Genomic DNA, 15,535 nt, shown 5'->3' on the forward strand with positions numbered 1-15,535 from the left:
GGTCCGAACGTCATGGAAAAATTCATTGTGCATAGCGGCCTCGTCGCGCCGCTGGATCGCGAGAACGTCGACACGGACGCGATCATCCCGAAGCAGTTCCTGAAGTCGATCAAGCGCACGGGCTTCGGCCCGAATGCGTTCGACGAATGGCGTTATCTCGATGTCGGCCAGCCCGGCCAGGACAACAGCAAACGTCCGCTGAATCCGGACTTCGTGCTGAATCAGCCGCGCTATCAGGGCGCGTCGATTCTGCTGACGCGCAAGAACTTCGGCTGCGGCAGTTCGCGCGAGCACGCGCCGTGGGCGCTGGATCAGTACGGCTTTCGCGCGATCATCGCGCCGAGCTTCGCGGATATCTTCTACAACAACTGCTTCAAGAACGGCTTGCTGCCGGTCGTGCTGACGGAGCAGCAGGTCGACAAGCTGTTCAACGAGACGTACGCGTTCGTCGGTTTCCAGTTGACGATTGATCTCGAAGCGCAAGTCGTGCGCACGGGTGACGGCACCGAGTATGCGTTCGAAGTGCCGGGTTTCCGCAAATTCTGTCTGCTGAACGGTTTCGACGACATCGGCCTCACGCTGCGTCACGCGGACAAGATCAAGCAGTTCGAAGCCGAGCGCCTCGCGAAGCAGCCGTGGTTGAATAACCGGCTCGTCGGATAAACACGCATAAAGGAAAGAGACACATGAAAATCGCAGTCCTACCCGGCGACGGGATCGGTCCCGAAATCACCGCCGAAGCGGTCAAGGTCCTGAACGCGCTCGGCGAGAAGTTCGAGCTGGAAGAGGCGCCCGTCGGCGGCGCGGGCTACGAGGCGAAGGGTCATCCGCTGCCCGACTCGACGCTCGCGCTCGCGAAGGAAGCCGACGCGATCCTGTTCGGCGCCGTCGGCGACTGGAAATACGACAAGCTCGAGCGCGCGCTGCGTCCCGAGCAGGCTATTCTCGGCCTGCGCAAGCATCTGCAACTCTTCGCGAACTTCCGTCCGGCGATCTGCTATCCGCAGCTGACGGGCGCGTCGTCATTGAAGCCGGAGATCGTCTCGGGTCTCGATATTCTCATCGTCCGTGAGCTGAACGGCGACATCTACTTCGGTGCGCCGCGCGGCCTGCGCGATGCGCCGGACGGCCCGTTCGAAGGCGCGAAGGAAGGCTTCGACACCATGCGTTATTCGGAGCCCGAAGTGCGCCGCATCGCGCACGTCGCGTTTGCCGCGGCGCAGAAGCGCCAGAAGAAGCTGACGAGCGTCGACAAGGCCAACGTGCTCGAAACGTCGCAACTGTGGCGCGACACGATGATCGAGGTGGCCAAGGAATATCCGGACGTCGAACTGTCGCACATGTACGTCGATAACGCGGCGATGCAGCTCGTCAAGGCGCCCAAGGCGTTCGACGTGGTCGTGACCGGCAATATGTTCGGCGATATTCTCTCCGACGAAGCCGCGATGCTGACCGGCTCCATCGGCATGCTGCCTTCGGCGTCGCTCGACAAGAACAACAAGGGGCTGTACGAGCCGTCGCACGGCTCCGCGCCGGATATCGCGGGCAAGGGTGTCGCCAATCCGCTCGCAACCATCCTCTCCGCCGCGATGATGCTGCGCTATTCGCTCGGCAAGACCGAGCAGGCCGACCGCATTGAAACCGCCGTGAAGAAGGTGCTCGAGCAGGGCTACCGCACCGGCGATATCGCGACGGCTGACGGCAAGGTCGTCGGCACGAAGGAAATGGGCGACGCGGTGCTGAAGGCGCTGTAAATTCCGAAAATCGATCGGCCGTTTGCCGTTGAAAAACGGTCGATCGTCTCTTTTTCCCCGATGTTCGCGCACGATCCGCACGAATTTCACGCAAGTGCAGCATCAGGCTCACGAAAACGCGAAAGTTTCGTGTAGACTGCAAAAATCATGGCGAAGAACTCCCAATTCTCTCTGGATTCCATCGATCGCGGCGCTGAAGCTTGCGCGACGGATCTCGCCATCATCACGCGCATCGTGGCTATCGAAGCCACGGCAAAAACGCGCATTACGAAAATCTCCATCAAAGCGATCACGATTCGCTGATCGTCCCTCGTGTCCGAGCGTCTTCCCCGCGCGGCCACGCCGGGTAAAGATGCGGGGAAGTGTCCACAGTCAAAGGTTAGTCATGAACGTAGGTCTCGTTGGTTGGCGCGGCATGGTCGGCAGCGTCCTGATGCAGCGCATGCAGCAGGAAGGCGATTTCGACTTGATCGAACCGGTGTTCTTCAGCACCAGCAATGCGGGCGGCAACGCGCCGTCGTTCGCCAAAAACGAGACGAAGCTCAAAGATGCAACGAGCATCGACGACCTGAAGAAGTGCGACGCCATCATCACGTGCCAGGGCGGCGACTACACCAACGAGGTGTATCCGAAGCTGCGCGCGGCGGGCTGGAAGGGCTACTGGATCGACGCGGCATCGGCGCTGCGCATGAAGGACGACGCGGTCATCATCCTCGACCCGGTCAACCTTGGTGTCATCAAGGATTCGCTCGTGAAGGGCGGCCGCGATTTCATCGGCGGCAACTGCACGGTCAGCCTGATGCTGATGGCGCTGGGCGGTCTGTTCCGCGAGAACCTCGTCGAGTGGACGACGGCGATGACCTATCAGGCCGCGTCGGGCGCGGGCGCGCAAAACATGCGCGAGCTGCTCGCGCAAATGGGCGCGCTGAACAATGCCGTGAAGGACGATCTGGCGAACCCGTCGTCGGCGATTCTCGATATCGACCGCAAGGTGCTCGCCACCATGAACAGCGACGCCATGCCGACCGACCATTTCGGCGTGCCGCTCGCGGGCTCGCTGATTCCGTGGATCGACAAGGACCTCGGCAACGGCATGTCGAAGGAAGAGTGGAAGGGCGGCGCGGAAACCAACAAGATTCTCGGCAAGCCCGCGATGGGCACGCCGGGCTCGATTCCCGTCGATGGCCTTTGCGTGCGTATCGGCGCGATGCGCTGCCATTCGCAGGCGCTCACCATCAAGCTCACGAAGGACGTGCCGCTCGACGAAGTGCACGGCATCCTCGCATCGGCGAACGACTGGGTGAAGGTCGTGCCGAACGAGCGCGAAGCGTCGATGCGCGATCTCTCGCCCGCGGTCGTCACGGGCACGCTGACGGTGCCGGTCGGTCGTGTGCGCAAGCTCGCGATGGGCGGCGAGTATCTGTCGGCATTCACTGTCGGAGATCAACTGTTGTGGGGCGCCGCCGAGCCGCTGCGCCGCATGCTGCGCATTCTGCTCGACAAGTAAAGTAAACTACGCGCCTGGAAGCGCGTGCCAGACCGAAAGCGTCGCGTTTCTCGCGGCGCTTTTTGTTTTTGTGTGCAGTTTTATTGCAAAAGCGTGTTTACCGAACGGTTTTCTCGCCTTACGTTTCAATTTTTGCCGTACCCGGAGTCTCAATGATCCAACGACCTCGCCGGTCTCTCCTTTCGTCATCGCGTGCGGCGCTCGCCGCGGCAAGCCTCGCCGTCTGCGCGATTTTCTGGGCGAATCCCGGCGATGCGCTCGCCCAGCCGAGCGATGCCCCGACAGGGCAGACATACGCGGTCAAACCGGGGCAGTCGCTGAGCGATATCGCTGGCGAGCTCACCGGCTCGAAGGATCGCGACGTTCGCGCGCGCGCGGCGCGTGCGCTGTTCGACGCCAATCCGAACGCGTTTGGAAATCACGACATCAACAAGCTGAAGCTCGGCGCGGTGCTGAATGTGCCCGCGGATCTGAGCGGCGCCGCGCCGGGCGCGGCTTCGGCACCCGCGGCGCAGGAAAGTGCGCCCGCCGCCACGCCCGAGCCCGCTTCCGCCGGCGCTCCGGCGCCGGTTGCGTCTGCGTCCGAAAGCGAGGCTGCGGCGTCGGCCGGTGCGGCTGCGTCGGCAGTCGAGTCGCAAGCGAGCGCGCCGGAGGCGCAACCCGAAGTCGCGGCTTCGGCTCAGGCGCCTGCGAGCGCGCCCGCCGGCGCGGCATCCGCTCCGGCGAGGGGCAGCGGTGTCGCGCCTGCGGTCATCGGGCTCACGCCGTTCATCGTCGGTGCGGTGATCGTGCTGATCGGGGTTCTGCTCCTCTGGATGCGACGCGGCAAGCGGCGCGCGGCAATCCACACCGGCACCGGTTCCGACGTCGATCGCGCTCCACGGACGTTCTCGAGCCTCGAGGAAGCCCAAGCCGACGCGGACCGGCGTAACGAAGCGCTGCGCAAGGCGCGTGAGGCTGGGGCGGCAGGCGTGACAGGCGCGGCAGGCGCGGCGGCCAATCTCGAAGGCGCATCCGTCGCGCGCGATCAGCCTGGGTTGGACGCGGTCGCGGCGAGCATCGAACACGCGGATGCGCCTCAAGCGCCCGCCACATCCTCCGAGGATGAGCTGCCGCCAGCGACGGAAGCGAAGCCTGCCGAACTGGCCGCACAGGCAGACCCGGCGCACGACGAGCCGTTCGCGCCCGTCGCGCCCGCTGCCCGTCATGCCGATTTCGTGCCGCCCCCGCCCGTAGCGCCCGCCAGCGAAGCGGAAACCCACGAGCAGCATGAACAGCACGCCCGCGAGATTGCCGCGCGCGAAGCGGCCCGCCGCGAGGCCGAAAAGTGGGAAATCGAGGAGCGTGAGGCCGCGGCGCGTCAAGCAGCGGTCCAGGAAGCCGAGGAGCGTGAAGTTCGCGCGCGCGAAGCCGCCGCTCGCGAAGCGCTCACGCGCGAAATGGCCGAGCGCGAAGCCGAGATGCGTCAGGTGACCGAGCGCGAGGAGTTGGCGCGCGAGGCGGCGGCGCGCGAAATCATCGCGCGCGAGGCCGAACTGCGCGAGCTTCAGGCGCGCGCCGCCGAAGAGCAGGCCGCCGAGCAGCGCGCGGCCGAGCAACGCGACGTCGAGGAGCAGGCAGCGCGAGAAGCGGAGCAGTCGGGCATCGCGCCGGACGAGGAACTCGTGGTCGCGCATCGTTTCCCGATGCCGAAGTTTCCTCAGGACGCGATTCAGGCGCTCGGCTCGCTCGAAATGGAACTGCCGCCGCGCATGGAGCTGACGATCAAGCCGCCCGCCGTCGCCGAGCCTGTAACGCCGCCGGCCGGGAAGGCGCCCGCCGCATTCGAGCCGTCGCCAGCAGGCGCGCCGCCGATCGAGCAGGCGCCGTTCGTTCCTCAGCCGGTGGGCCGGCTCGCTCCGGCGCGGCAGGCGCAGGTGCAGTCGCAGTCGGTGGCGTCGCAGATCGAAGCGGGCACGGCCGGCGCGGCGTCGGTCGCGGGTCTCGGCGCGACGAAATTCGGCCCGCTGAGCCTCGATTTCGACCTGGGCACGGCGTCGACCTCGACCGAATCCATGCCCGCGCTGACGCCCGCGCAACTGGCGACGATCGCGCGCAACAAGCTCGAACTGGCGGCTGAATACATCGAGCTGGGCGATCTCTCCGGCGCGCGCACCTTGCTTCAGGAAGTGATCGAATCGAACGATCCGGCCACGCGCCAGCAGGCCGCCACGCTCCTGTCGACGCTCGCGCCGCATTCCTGAGATGCGCATCGCTTTAGGCATCCAGTACGACGGTTCGGCGTTTTGCGGCTGGCAGTCGCAGCCGCACGGCAAGACGGTGCAGAACGAGCTCGAGCGCGCGCTCGCCGAGTTCGCGCAGACGCCGCTCTCGACCGTCGTGGCCGGGCGCACGGATACGGGCGTGCACGGTATCGGCCAGGTCGTTCATTTCGATACCGACCTCGATCGCACCGAGTTCTCGTGGGTGCGCGGCACGAACGCGTTTTTGCCGGATACCGTCGCCGTGCAGTGGGCGAAGCCGATGCCCGACGATTTTCACGCGCGCTTCGCGGCCTTCGAGCGCACTTATTTTTACGTTCTGTATGTCAATCCGGTGCGTTCACCCATGCTGGCGAAACGCGCGGGCTGGGTGCACACGCCGCTGGATGTCGACGCGATACGCGATTCCGCCGCGTGCCTCATTGGCGCGCACGATTTTTCGTCGTTCCGCGCGGCCGATTGCCAGTCGAAGACGCCCGTGAAGCACGTCTATCAGATCGACGTGCGCGAGCAGGGCGACTTCATCCATTTCCGCTTTCGCGCCAACGCATTCCTGCATCACATGGTGCGCAACCTGATGGGATGCTTCGTCGCGATCGGGCGAGGCCGTCATCCGTCGACGTGGATGGCGGATGTGCTCGCCGCGCGCGACCGCCGCGCCGCCGCCCCGACCTTCATGCCGGACGGGCTGTATCTCGCCGGGGTCGGTTATCCTGAACACTTCGCGGTGCCGCCGCCGCATATCGCCGCCATGCCCTGGAGCGCAATCTGGGCAGAGCCTAAATGACCGAACGAGATTTGCATCGCACCCGCATCAAGCTGTGCGGACTGTCGCGCGTCGAGGACGTGCAACACGCCGTCGCGCTCGGCGCCGACGGCGTGGGCTTCGTGTTCTATCCGCCGAGCCCGCGCTCCGTGAGCGTCGCGCAGGCGGTCGAGTTGGCGCGGCACGTGCCGCCGCTCGTATCGGCGGTCGGACTGTTCGTCAACGCGACGCCCGAATGGATTCGCGAAGTCACGTCGAATGTGCCGCTTTCGCTGCTGCAATTCCACGGCGACGAAACCCCCGAACAGTGCGAGGAACTCGCGGCAATTGCGGGTTTATCCTATTGGCGCGCGCTGCGAATTGGGGCTGATGCGTCTACAAGCCATTTGATAGAATCGTCTCTCAAGTTCAAAGCCGCAGGTGGTCTTCTGCTCGACGCTCTCGTCGAGGGCTTCGGCGGCGGTGGAAAGGTATTCGATTGGTCACTTATCCCAACAGATCTCGGGCATCGGGCCGTTTTGAGTGGTGGGTTGAACGCGCAAAACGTCAGTGACGCCATTCGGCGTGTGCGCCCGTACGCGGTCGATGTCTCGAGCGGCATCGAAGTGCCGGGCGCCAAGGGCGTGAAAGATCCCGCCCGAATGGCGGCATTCGTGCGCGCGGTGCGCGAGGCGGATGCCGGGTGATTCGAACGTGAGCCGCATTTCCGGCTCGCGTAACCGAGAGAGTGACGCAATGTACAACTTGCCAGACGAAAGAGGCCACTTCGGCCAATATGGAGGCGTGTTCGTCTCCGAAACGCTCATCCACGCGCTCGATGAATTGCGCGTCGCGTATGAGGCGGCTCAAAAAGACCCCGAATTTCAGGCTGAATACGAGTACGAGCTCAAGCATTACGTGGGCCGTCCGTCGCCGATTTATCACGCGAAGCGCTGGAGCGAAATGCTCGGCGGCGCGCAGCTTTATCTGAAGCGCGAAGATCTGAATCACACGGGCGCGCACAAGGTCAATAACGTGATCGGCCAGGCGCTGCTCGCGCGCAAGATGGGCAAGCCGCGCGTGATCGCGGAAACCGGCGCAGGCCAGCACGGCGTAGCGACGGCGACCATCGCGGCACGCTTCGGCATGGAATGCGTGGTGTACATGGGCGCCGAGGACGTGCGTCGCCAGGCGGCGAATGTCTATCGCATGAAGCTTTTGGGCGCGACGGTCGTGCCGGTCGAATCCGGCTCGAAGACGCTCAAGGATGCGCTCAACGAAGCCATGCGCGACTGGGTGACGAACGTCGAGAACACGTTCTACATCATCGGCACGGTGGCGGGCCCGCATCCTTATCCGATGATGGTGCGCGACTTCCAACGCGTGATCGGCGACGAATGCCGGGTGCAAATGCCCGAAATGGCCGGCCGCCAGCCGGATGCGGTGATCGCGTGCGTGGGCGGCGGGTCGAACGCGATGGGCATCTTTTATCCGTATATCGACGATAAAGACGTCAAGTTGATCGGCGTAGAGGCAGCGGGCGATGGCATCGATACGGGCCGTCACGCGGCTTCGCTGATGGGCGGCAGCCCCGGCGTGCTGCACGGCAACCGCACGTATCTGCTTCAGGACGAGAACGGCCAGATCATCGAGACGCATTCGGTGTCGGCGGGGCTCGACTATCCGGGCGTCGGTCCGGAGCACGCGTGGCTGAAGGACGCGGGCCGCGCGGAATATGTCGGCATCACCGACGAGGAAGCGCTCAAGGCCTTCCACGACTGCTGCCGCATCGAAGGCATCATCCCGGCGCTGGAATCGAGCCACGCGCTCGCCTACGGCGCGAAGCTCGCAAAGACGCTGCCGCGCGACAAGGTGCTGCTCGTCAATCTGTCGGGCCGGGGCGACAAGGACATGCATACGGTCGCCGAGCGATCGGGCATCCAGTTCTGAGCCTCCGATAGATGCGCACCGTCATCGACGAGCCGTTGTCCGCCGGCGCTCTCCAGGGCGCCGGCAGCGACATCCGCAACCGCGATTTTCTGGCCGATGCCGAAAACATTCCCGATGCGTCGATCGATCTGATCGTCGCGGACCCGCCCTATGGTCTGGGCAAGGATTACGGGAACGATTCGGACATGCTGTCCGGCGACGCCTTTCTCGAATGGACGTATCGCTGGCTGGATCTGGCGATTCCGAAGCTCAAGGCGAGCGGCTCGCTGTACATTTTCTGCACGTGGCAATACTCGCCCGAACTGTTCGTGTTCCTGAAACGCCGTCTTTTGATGATCAACGAGATCGTCTGGGACCGGCGCGTGCCGAGCATGGGCGGAACGACGCGCAAATTCACGTCAGTTCATGACAACATCGGTTATTTCGCGGTATCGAAGGACTACTACTTCGATCTCGATCCGGTGCGCATCCCTTACGACGCAGAGACGAAAAAGGCGCGCTCGCGCAAGATCTTCGAAGGCAGCAAGTGGCTGGAACTTGGCTACAACCCGAAGGATGTCTGGTCGGTATCGCGGCTGCACAGGCAGCACGCGGAGCGCGTCGATCATCCGACGCAAAAGCCGCTGGAGATCGTCGAGCGCATGGTGCTCGCGAGCTGTCCGCCGGGAGGCCGCGTGCTCGATCCGTTCATGGGCAGCGGCACGACGGGCGTCGCGTGCGCGCGTCACGGCCGCCAGTTCACCGGCTACGAGATCAACGCGGACTACTGCGCGATCGCAGAAAGCCGGGTCGCCGCGGCGCGTGCCGCGCGCCTGCAGCCGGAAAAGCCGGAGCGCGCGCGCCGAAAAGCGCTCGCGACGGCATCCGAAGCCGCACAAGCTGCCGAATAGCGCCTTTTCGCCGCTGATCGCGTCAGATGCGTTCAACGCATCGACGTCAACGAATACGACTACGAGAAATCTCATGTCCCGTATCAAGAACACATTTGCGGCGCTGGCCGCGCAGGGCAAGAAAGGGCTGATTCCGTTCATCACCGCGGGCGACCCGAATCCGGAGCAGACCGTCGAGTTCATGCACGCGCTGGCGAAAGGCGGCGCGGACGTCATCGAGCTCGGCGTGCCGTTTTCCGATCCGATGGCCGATGGCCCCGTGATCCAGCGTTCGTCCGAGCGCGCGCTCGCACGCGGCGTGACGCTGAAGAGCGTGCTCGCCGATGTCGCGCGCTTCCGCGAAACCGACGACAAGACGCCCGTCGTGCTCATGGGCTATGCGAATCCGATCGAGCGCATGGGCGCCGAAGCCTTCGCGAAAGCCGCGAAGGAAGCGGGCGTCGATGGCGTGCTGGTGGTCGACTACCCGCCCGAGGAAGCCGAAGACTTCGGTGCGTCGATGCGCGCGGCCGGCATCGATCCGATCTTCCTGCTCGCGCCCACATCGACGGAAGACCGCGTCGCGGCGGTCGGCAAGATCGCGAGCGGCTATGTCTACTACGTTTCGCTGAAAGGCGTGACCGGCGCGGCAAATCTGGACGTTTCCAGCATCGCGAGTAAAATCCCGGCCATCAAGTCGCATGTGCCCCTGCCGGTCGGTGTCGGTTTCGGCATCCGCGACGCTCAGACCGCACGCGCCGTTGCCGATGTCGCGGACGCCGTGGTTATCGGCAGCCGGCTCGTGCAACTGCTCGAGGACGCGAAGCCGGACACCGCGGCCGCGTCGCTGACGAGCTTCATCGCCGAAATTCGTCAGGCGCTCGACGCCGCACAGTAAAATACGCGCCGCCGCGTTCCGCTCGCTTTCGAGCGCCGCGCGGCGCCCCCGATCAGTCAAGGAAAAACGATGAGCTGGCTCGACAAATTGCTGCCGCCGAAGATCAAGCAAACCGATCCCAAAAGCCGCAAGGGCATCCCCGAAGGCCTGTGGGTGAAGTGCCCGGCGTGCGAGGCGGTGCTGTATCGCAACGACGTCGAGGCGAACCTGCACGTTTGCCCGAAGTGCAGCCATCACATGCGCATCGGCGCGCGCGAGCGGCTCGATCGCCTGCTCGATCCGGAAGGCCGCTATGAAATCGGCCAGGAAGTCGTTCCGGTCGACGCGCTCAAGTTCAAGGACAGCCGCAAGTATCCCGATCGAATCAAGGAAGCGATGGAGGATACCGACGAAACCGACGCGATGGTCGTCATGGGCGGCGCGATCCACACGATTCCGTGCGTCGTCGCGTGCTTCGAGTTCTCGTTCATGGGCGGCTCGATGGGCTCCGTGGTCGGCGAGCGCTTCGTGCGCGGCGCGCGCAACGCGCTTGAGCAGAACGTGCCGTTCATCTGCTTTACCGCTTCGGGCGGCGCGCGCATGCAGGAAAGCCTGCTTTCGCTCATGCAAATGGCCAAGACCACCGCGCTCCTGACCAAGCTCGCCGACGCGAAGCTGCCGTTCATCTCCGTTCTGACCGACCCGACGATGGGCGGCGTGTCCGCGAGCTTCGCGTTCCTGGGCGATGTCGTGATCGGTGAGCCGAAGGCGCTGATCGGCTTCGCCGGCCCGCGCGTGATCGAGCAGACCGTGCGCGAAAAGCTGCCGGAAGGCTTCCAGCGCGCCGAATTCCTGCTGCAAAAGGGCGCGATCGACATGATCGTGGATCGCCGCAAGATGCGCGAAGAACTCGCCCAGTTGATGGCGCTGATGACGCGGCAGCCCGCCGACTCGGTCGCCTGAGTCAACGGCAGGCAGCGCCGCGCCGCGCGTGAACTGAGGTTCCGCGCGGCGTTTTTGCTTTCTCGATCTCGAAAATGAACACATTTCCCACTCTCGACGCCTGGCTTGCTCATCTGGAAGCGGCGCATCCGGTTGGCATCGACATGGGCCTCGCGCGCATCGGGCGCGTGAAAGACGCGCTAGGCCTCGCGTTCGCCTGCCCGGTCATCACGGTCGGCGGCACGAACGGCAAAGGCTCGACGTGCGCAATCATCGAAACCATCCTGCTGCGCGCCGGTTATCGCGTCGGCTGCCATACGTCGCCGCATCTGCTGACGTTCAACGAGCGTGCGCGCATCGACGGCGCGGAGGCATCGGATGCCGAGCTTCTGGAGCACTTCGAGGCGGTGGAAAAGGCGCGCGTGAGCCTGCCGGAGCCGGTCTCGCTGACCTACTTCGAATTCACGACGCTCGCGATCCTGCATCTCTTCGCATCGCGCGGGCTCGATGCGGTGATTCTGGAAGTGGGGCTCGGCGGGCGTCTCGACGCGGTGAATATCGTCGATACGGACTGCGCGGTGATCACGAGCATCGACATCGACCATACGGACTATCTCGGCGACACGCGCGAGAAGATCGGCTTCGAGAAGGCCGGCATTTTCCGGCCAGGCAAGCCCGCGGTGTGCGGCGATCCTTCGCCGCCGCAGAGCCTCATCGATCACGCGGAAGCCATCGGCGCGGATTTGTGGCTCGTGGGCCGCGATTTCCGCTACGAGGCGCAGCCGGGCAACGAGCGCCAGCAGTGGAGCTATATCGGCCGCGAACAGCGGCGCTCCGCGCTGGCGTATCCGGCGCTGCGCGGCGCGAATCAGCTGATCAACACATCGGCGGCGCTGGCCGCGCTCGAAGCGCTGCGCGACCGCCTGCCGGTTTCTGCGCAGGATATTCGCCTCGGGCTTGCGAACGTCGAACTGGCCGGGCGCTTCCAGGTGCTGCCGGGCAAGCCGCAAGTCATCCTCGATGTTGCGCATAATCCTCACGCTGCCGCCGTTTTGTCGCAAAATCTCGGCAACATGGGCTATTTTCCGTACACTTACGCGGTCTTCGGCGCCATGGGCGACAAGGATATCGAAGGCGTCTTGAAACAGTTGAAGGGCGAGATCGATCACTGGAACGTCACGGCGCTGCCCACGCCGCGCGCGGCATCGGCGGAGCAGCTGGAACACGCGTTGCGTGATGCGGGTGTCAACGATAGTCCGGACAGCAGCGTTTCTCGCTTTGAAACGCCTGCCGCTGCTTTTCAAGATGCGTTAAGCCGGGCGTCCGAAAATGATAGAATTTTGGTTTTCGGCAGTTTCTACACGGTGGCCGGCGTCATGGCCTTCCGTAAATCGCAGCATCATTGAGCAGTTCATTCAGACGGTCGGCCGTCAGCACCAAGCGATACATGGGACTCTTTTCGTTCGGCAAGAAAGACGACTCCGGTCGCGACGCATATTCCGATTCTCCGCGCGGCTCGCGTCATACGGTCCGCACGGAACGCCGCACGCGCAGGTCCGACCGTAGCGAGCGCGCCGACGCCGACGGGATGATGCTCGATCCCACCCTGCCCGAGAAGCAGCGCGCGCGCCGCAGGCTCGTCGGCGCCATCGCGCTGGTGCTGGCAGCCGTCATCGTCCTGCCGATGGTGCTGGACTCACGGCCGAAGCCCGTCACCGACGATATCTCCATCGACATTCCCAATCGCCCGGCGCCCGCCGCGAAGCAGTCGCGCGACGCGAACGACGCGGACACGCAAGCCGGCGTCGCGCATGATGCGCCGTCGGGCGCATCCGGCAGCGTTTCCGCCGGCGTGACGCAGCCTCAGGCCGCGGCGCCGGCCGCGACGGCGCAGGCGAAGCCCGAACCCAAGGCGGAAGCCAAGCCTGAAGCGAAGCCGGAAGCCAAGGCCGAAGCGAAGCCGTCGAAGCCCGCCGCCGTCGCGAGCCAGAACGCGAAGCCGCAGGCCGCCGAGCCTTCCGAGGAAGCGAACGCGAACACCGCCGCCAACGCGGCCGCGGGCGCCGCGAACACGCCGTCGTCGCCGGCGGGCAGCCGCTTCGTGCTGCAGATCGGCCAGTTCGACGACGAAACCGCCGCGCAGAACTGGGTCAACAAGTTGAAGTCCGCGGGCGTGCCCGCATATCTCGAACATCGCAAGCTTTCGGATGGCGCGACCAAATCGCTGCTGCGCGCGGGGCCGTTCCCGGATCGCGCGTCGGCGCAGGCTGCGCTCGTGAAGGTACGCCAGGCCGGTCTCGGCGGCGGCTCGCGGTCGGCGTCGAACTAAGCAGATTCGATGTTCACTGCTTTCGACTACGCCGTGATGGCCGTGATTGGCCTGTCCGCGCTGCGCGGTATGTGGCGCGGCCTGCTGGCCGAGGCGTTCGGTCTGGTCGGCTGGGTGGCGGCCATTCTGATCGCCGGGCGCTTCGTCGGGCTCGTCGTGCCCTATATTCCGGCAACGTGGCCGGGCGGCGCGCTCACCCAATGGCTGGTGGCGTTCCTGCTGGTGGTCGCGGCGGTGCTGCTCGTGTCGAGCGTGCTGTCGGCGCTTCTGACGCGCGTCACGGAAGTGACCGGGCTGCGCGGCGTGGACCGTTCGTTGGGCTTGCTGTTCGGCCTCGTGAGAGGGGCTATATTGGTAGTGATTCTGGTCGCCCTTGCTGGCTTGACCGAACTGCCTCAGAAGGATTTTTGGCGCAATGCGTTGCTGCGGCCGATGGCCGAGCAAGGCGTGCGCGAATTGAAACCGCTGCTCCCCGATACGCTCGCCGCGTACGTGCATGTCGCTCCCGATCCGAGCGTCCTGGCGCCAGACGCCGCACAATAGACGAACGGCTGGCTACACGAGGACCGCGCGACGGCTCGAAGACCGCTCGACCCGGCCTGGTTTCGGCTGGATGTCGCGAGAAGCGTCGGCGGAGCCGGCCAACGCCTTGTCTACCCGTTTCGACTCTTTGAAGGACCATGCCATGTGCGGCATCGTAGGTGTAGTTTCCCAAAGTCCCGTCAATCAGCTGATCTATGACAGCCTGCTCCTGCTGCAGCATCGCGGCCAGGACGCGGCGGGCATCGCCACGGCGAACGGCAATAACTTCCACATGCACAAAGCCAATGGCATGGTGCGCGACGTGTTCCGCACGCGCAACATGCGCAGCCTGCCGGGCAACGTCGGCATCGGCCAGGTGCGTTATCCGACCGCCGGTTCCGCATCGAGCGAGGAAGAAGCACAGCCGTTCTACGTGAACGCGCCGTTCGGCATCATCCTCGCGCACAACGGCAATCTGACGAACTGGATGCAGCTGAAGGACGAGATGTTCCGCATCGACCGCCGGCACATCAACACCGCATCCGACACCGAAGTGCTCCTCAACGTGTTCGCGCACGAACTGCAGCTTGCGAGCTCGGGCCTGCAGCTCGACGCCAACGCGCTGTGGAAGGCCGTCGCGGGCGTGCATCGCCGCGTGAAGGGCTCGTACGCGATCGTTTCGCTGATTGCGGGCTACGGGCTCGTCGCGTTCCGCGATCCGTTCGGCATTCGTCCGCTCGTGCTCGGTAAGCTGGAAACGTCGACGGGTGTGGAGTGGATGGTCGCGTCGGAATCGGTGGCGATCGAAGGTATCGGCTTTGAGTTCGTGCGTGATGTCGAGCCGGGCGAAGCGGTTTTCATCGACGCCGAAGGCAATCTGCACAGCCATCAATGCGCCGAGAAGCCCGAGCTCAATCCGTGCATTTTCGAGCTCGTGTACCTCGCGCGTCCGGATTCGTGCCTCGACGGCGTGCCGGTCTACAACGCGCGTCTGCGCATGGGCGATTATCTCGCCGAGAAAATCAAGCGCGTGCTGCCCGATGTGCCGATCGACGTCGTGATGCCGATTCCCGATTCCTCGCGCCCCGCCGCGATGCAGGTGGCCGCGAAGCTGGGCGTCGAGTATCGCGAAGGCTTCTTCAAGAACCGCTACGTGGGCCGCACCTTCATCATGCCGGGCCAGGCAGTGCGCAAGAAATCCGTGCGCCAGAAGCTGAACGCGATGGGCATCGAGTTCAAGGGCAAGAACGTGCTGATCGTCGACGATTCCATCGTGCGCGGCACGACCTCGCATGAGATCGTGCAGATGGCGCGCGATGCCGGCGCGAACAAGGTGATCTTCGCGTCCGCCGCGCCGCCGGTGAAGTTCCCGAACGTGTACGGCATCGACATGCCGACGCGCGGCGAACTCGTCGCGCATGGCCGCAGCGATGAGGAAGTCGCGCGCATGATCGGCGCGGACTATCTCGTGTATCAGGACGTGGAAGACCTGAAGAGCGCGATCCGCGACATCAACCCGAAGCTGCACGGATTCGAAGCCTCGTGCTTCGATGGCAACTACATCACCGGCGACGTGACGACCGATTATCTCGATCGCATCGAGTCCGCGCGTCTCGCGCCGCAATCGCAGTCGGACCGCGATGCGGCAAGCGATGCGCAAGAGGGCGGCATGGCGCGCTCACAGTTGCATCTGCAACTATCGGTGGAATGATGCGCCGGTAGCGCTTCGGTTGCAGCGCCGAACGAGCCCGCTTCGTCGATACGGACAAGCGGGCTTTT

15 protein-coding genes are annotated in these 15,535 nt (G+C 64.6%); all 15 read left to right on the forward strand.

Annotated elements, in window-relative coordinates; translation table 11 throughout:
• Window positions 1–12: 12 nt before the first annotated feature.
• The 15 genes from leuD (at window position 13) to purF (ending at window position 15,467) form a co-directional block, all read left to right on the forward strand.
• Window positions 13–663, forward strand: a complete 651-nt coding sequence (gene leuD / locus AC1Z32_RS26165) for a 3-isopropylmalate dehydratase small subunit (RefSeq protein ID WP_483481757.1) — start codon at window positions 13–15, stop codon at window positions 661–663.
• A 23-nt stretch (window positions 664–686) separates the two neighbouring features.
• Window positions 687–1,754, forward strand: a complete 1,068-nt coding sequence (leuB, locus tag AC1Z32_RS26170) for a 3-isopropylmalate dehydrogenase (RefSeq protein ID WP_483481758.1) — start codon at window positions 687–689, stop codon at window positions 1,752–1,754.
• Window positions 1,755–1,901: 147 nt separating this feature from the next.
• On the forward strand, window positions 1,902–2,057 hold the full coding sequence (locus AC1Z32_RS26175; protein ID WP_483481759.1) for a hypothetical protein: 156 nt from the start codon (window positions 1,902–1,904) through the stop codon (window positions 2,055–2,057).
• Between the two features lie 82 nt (window positions 2,058–2,139).
• Window positions 2,140–3,261 carry an aspartate-semialdehyde dehydrogenase gene (gene asd, locus AC1Z32_RS26180; protein WP_483481760.1) on the forward strand — a complete coding sequence of 374 codons (1,122 nt, stop codon included), beginning with the start codon at window positions 2,140–2,142 and terminating at the stop codon, window positions 3,259–3,261.
• Window positions 3,262–3,413: 152 nt separating this feature from the next.
• Window positions 3,414–5,504 (forward strand): FimV/HubP family polar landmark protein, encoded by a 2,091-nt coding sequence (locus AC1Z32_RS26185; RefSeq protein WP_483481761.1) that lies wholly within the window; start codon window positions 3,414–3,416, stop codon window positions 5,502–5,504.
• A gap of 1 nt (window position 5,505) precedes the next feature.
• A complete protein-coding gene (truA, locus tag AC1Z32_RS26190; RefSeq protein WP_483481762.1) occupies window positions 5,506–6,309 on the forward strand; it encodes a tRNA pseudouridine(38-40) synthase TruA in 804 nt (267 codons plus the stop codon).
• The gene (locus AC1Z32_RS26195) at window positions 6,306–6,974 is read left to right on the forward strand and encodes a phosphoribosylanthranilate isomerase (RefSeq protein WP_483481763.1); all 669 of its coding nucleotides are present in this window, start codon (window positions 6,306–6,308) and stop codon (window positions 6,972–6,974) included. Before truA ends, AC1Z32_RS26195 begins: the two co-directional genes overlap by 4 nt.
• A gap of 49 nt (window positions 6,975–7,023) precedes the next feature.
• Window positions 7,024–8,217: a tryptophan synthase subunit beta gene (gene trpB / locus AC1Z32_RS26200; RefSeq protein WP_483481764.1), complete on the forward strand. Its 1,194-nt coding sequence runs from the start codon at window positions 7,024–7,026 to the stop codon at window positions 8,215–8,217.
• Window positions 8,218–8,228: 11 nt separating this feature from the next.
• Window positions 8,229–9,107 (forward strand): DNA-methyltransferase, encoded by an 879-nt coding sequence (locus AC1Z32_RS26205; RefSeq protein ID WP_483481765.1) that lies wholly within the window; start codon window positions 8,229–8,231, stop codon window positions 9,105–9,107.
• Window positions 9,108–9,180: 73 nt separating this feature from the next.
• Entirely contained in the window at window positions 9,181–9,984 is an 804-nt protein-coding gene (trpA, locus tag AC1Z32_RS26210; RefSeq protein WP_483481766.1) for a tryptophan synthase subunit alpha, read from the forward strand.
• Window positions 9,985–10,053: 69 nt separating this feature from the next.
• Window positions 10,054–10,926, forward strand: a complete 873-nt coding sequence (gene accD, locus AC1Z32_RS26215; protein ID WP_483481767.1) for an acetyl-CoA carboxylase, carboxyltransferase subunit beta — start codon at window positions 10,054–10,056, stop codon at window positions 10,924–10,926.
• Window positions 10,927–11,000: 74 nt separating this feature from the next.
• The gene (gene folC, locus AC1Z32_RS26220) at window positions 11,001–12,311 is read left to right on the forward strand and encodes a bifunctional tetrahydrofolate synthase/dihydrofolate synthase (RefSeq protein ID WP_483481768.1); all 1,311 of its coding nucleotides are present in this window, start codon (window positions 11,001–11,003) and stop codon (window positions 12,309–12,311) included.
• A gap of 41 nt (window positions 12,312–12,352) precedes the next feature.
• Complete coding sequence (locus AC1Z32_RS26225) at window positions 12,353–13,234, forward strand: SPOR domain-containing protein (RefSeq protein ID WP_483481769.1); 882 nt, start codon at window positions 12,353–12,355, stop codon at window positions 13,232–13,234.
• Window positions 13,235–13,243: 9 nt separating this feature from the next.
• A complete protein-coding gene (locus AC1Z32_RS26230) occupies window positions 13,244–13,777 on the forward strand; it encodes a CvpA family protein (RefSeq protein WP_483481770.1) in 534 nt (177 codons plus the stop codon).
• 142 nt (window positions 13,778–13,919) lie between these two features.
• The gene (purF, locus tag AC1Z32_RS26235) at window positions 13,920–15,467 is read left to right on the forward strand and encodes an amidophosphoribosyltransferase (RefSeq protein ID WP_483481771.1); all 1,548 of its coding nucleotides are present in this window, start codon (window positions 13,920–13,922) and stop codon (window positions 15,465–15,467) included.
• The last annotated feature ends 68 nt before the right edge of the window (window positions 15,468–15,535 follow it).

Source organism: Caballeronia sp. 11_S32, assembly GCF_056930355.1.

Coding starts and splice junctions, on each gene's coding strand:
- leuD (WP_483481757.1), top strand. CDS start 13: ATGGAAAAATTCATTGTGCATAGCGGCCTCGTCGCGCCGCTGGATCGC.
- leuB (WP_483481758.1), top strand. CDS start 687: ATGAAAATCGCAGTCCTACCCGGCGACGGGATCGGTCCCGAAATCACC.
- AC1Z32_RS26175 (WP_483481759.1), top strand. CDS start 1,902: ATGGCGAAGAACTCCCAATTCTCTCTGGATTCCATCGATCGCGGCGCT.
- asd (WP_483481760.1), top strand. CDS start 2,140: ATGAACGTAGGTCTCGTTGGTTGGCGCGGCATGGTCGGCAGCGTCCTG.
- AC1Z32_RS26185 (WP_483481761.1), top strand. CDS start 3,414: ATGATCCAACGACCTCGCCGGTCTCTCCTTTCGTCATCGCGTGCGGCG.
- truA (WP_483481762.1), top strand. CDS start 5,506: ATGCGCATCGCTTTAGGCATCCAGTACGACGGTTCGGCGTTTTGCGGC.
- AC1Z32_RS26195 (WP_483481763.1), top strand. CDS start 6,306: ATGACCGAACGAGATTTGCATCGCACCCGCATCAAGCTGTGCGGACTG.
- trpB (WP_483481764.1), top strand. CDS start 7,024: ATGTACAACTTGCCAGACGAAAGAGGCCACTTCGGCCAATATGGAGGC.
- AC1Z32_RS26205 (WP_483481765.1), top strand. CDS start 8,229: ATGCGCACCGTCATCGACGAGCCGTTGTCCGCCGGCGCTCTCCAGGGC.
- trpA (WP_483481766.1), top strand. CDS start 9,181: ATGTCCCGTATCAAGAACACATTTGCGGCGCTGGCCGCGCAGGGCAAG.
- accD (WP_483481767.1), top strand. CDS start 10,054: ATGAGCTGGCTCGACAAATTGCTGCCGCCGAAGATCAAGCAAACCGAT.
- folC (WP_483481768.1), top strand. CDS start 11,001: ATGAACACATTTCCCACTCTCGACGCCTGGCTTGCTCATCTGGAAGCG.
- AC1Z32_RS26225 (WP_483481769.1), top strand. CDS start 12,353: ATGGGACTCTTTTCGTTCGGCAAGAAAGACGACTCCGGTCGCGACGCA.
- AC1Z32_RS26230 (WP_483481770.1), top strand. CDS start 13,244: ATGTTCACTGCTTTCGACTACGCCGTGATGGCCGTGATTGGCCTGTCC.
- purF (WP_483481771.1), top strand. CDS start 13,920: ATGTGCGGCATCGTAGGTGTAGTTTCCCAAAGTCCCGTCAATCAGCTG.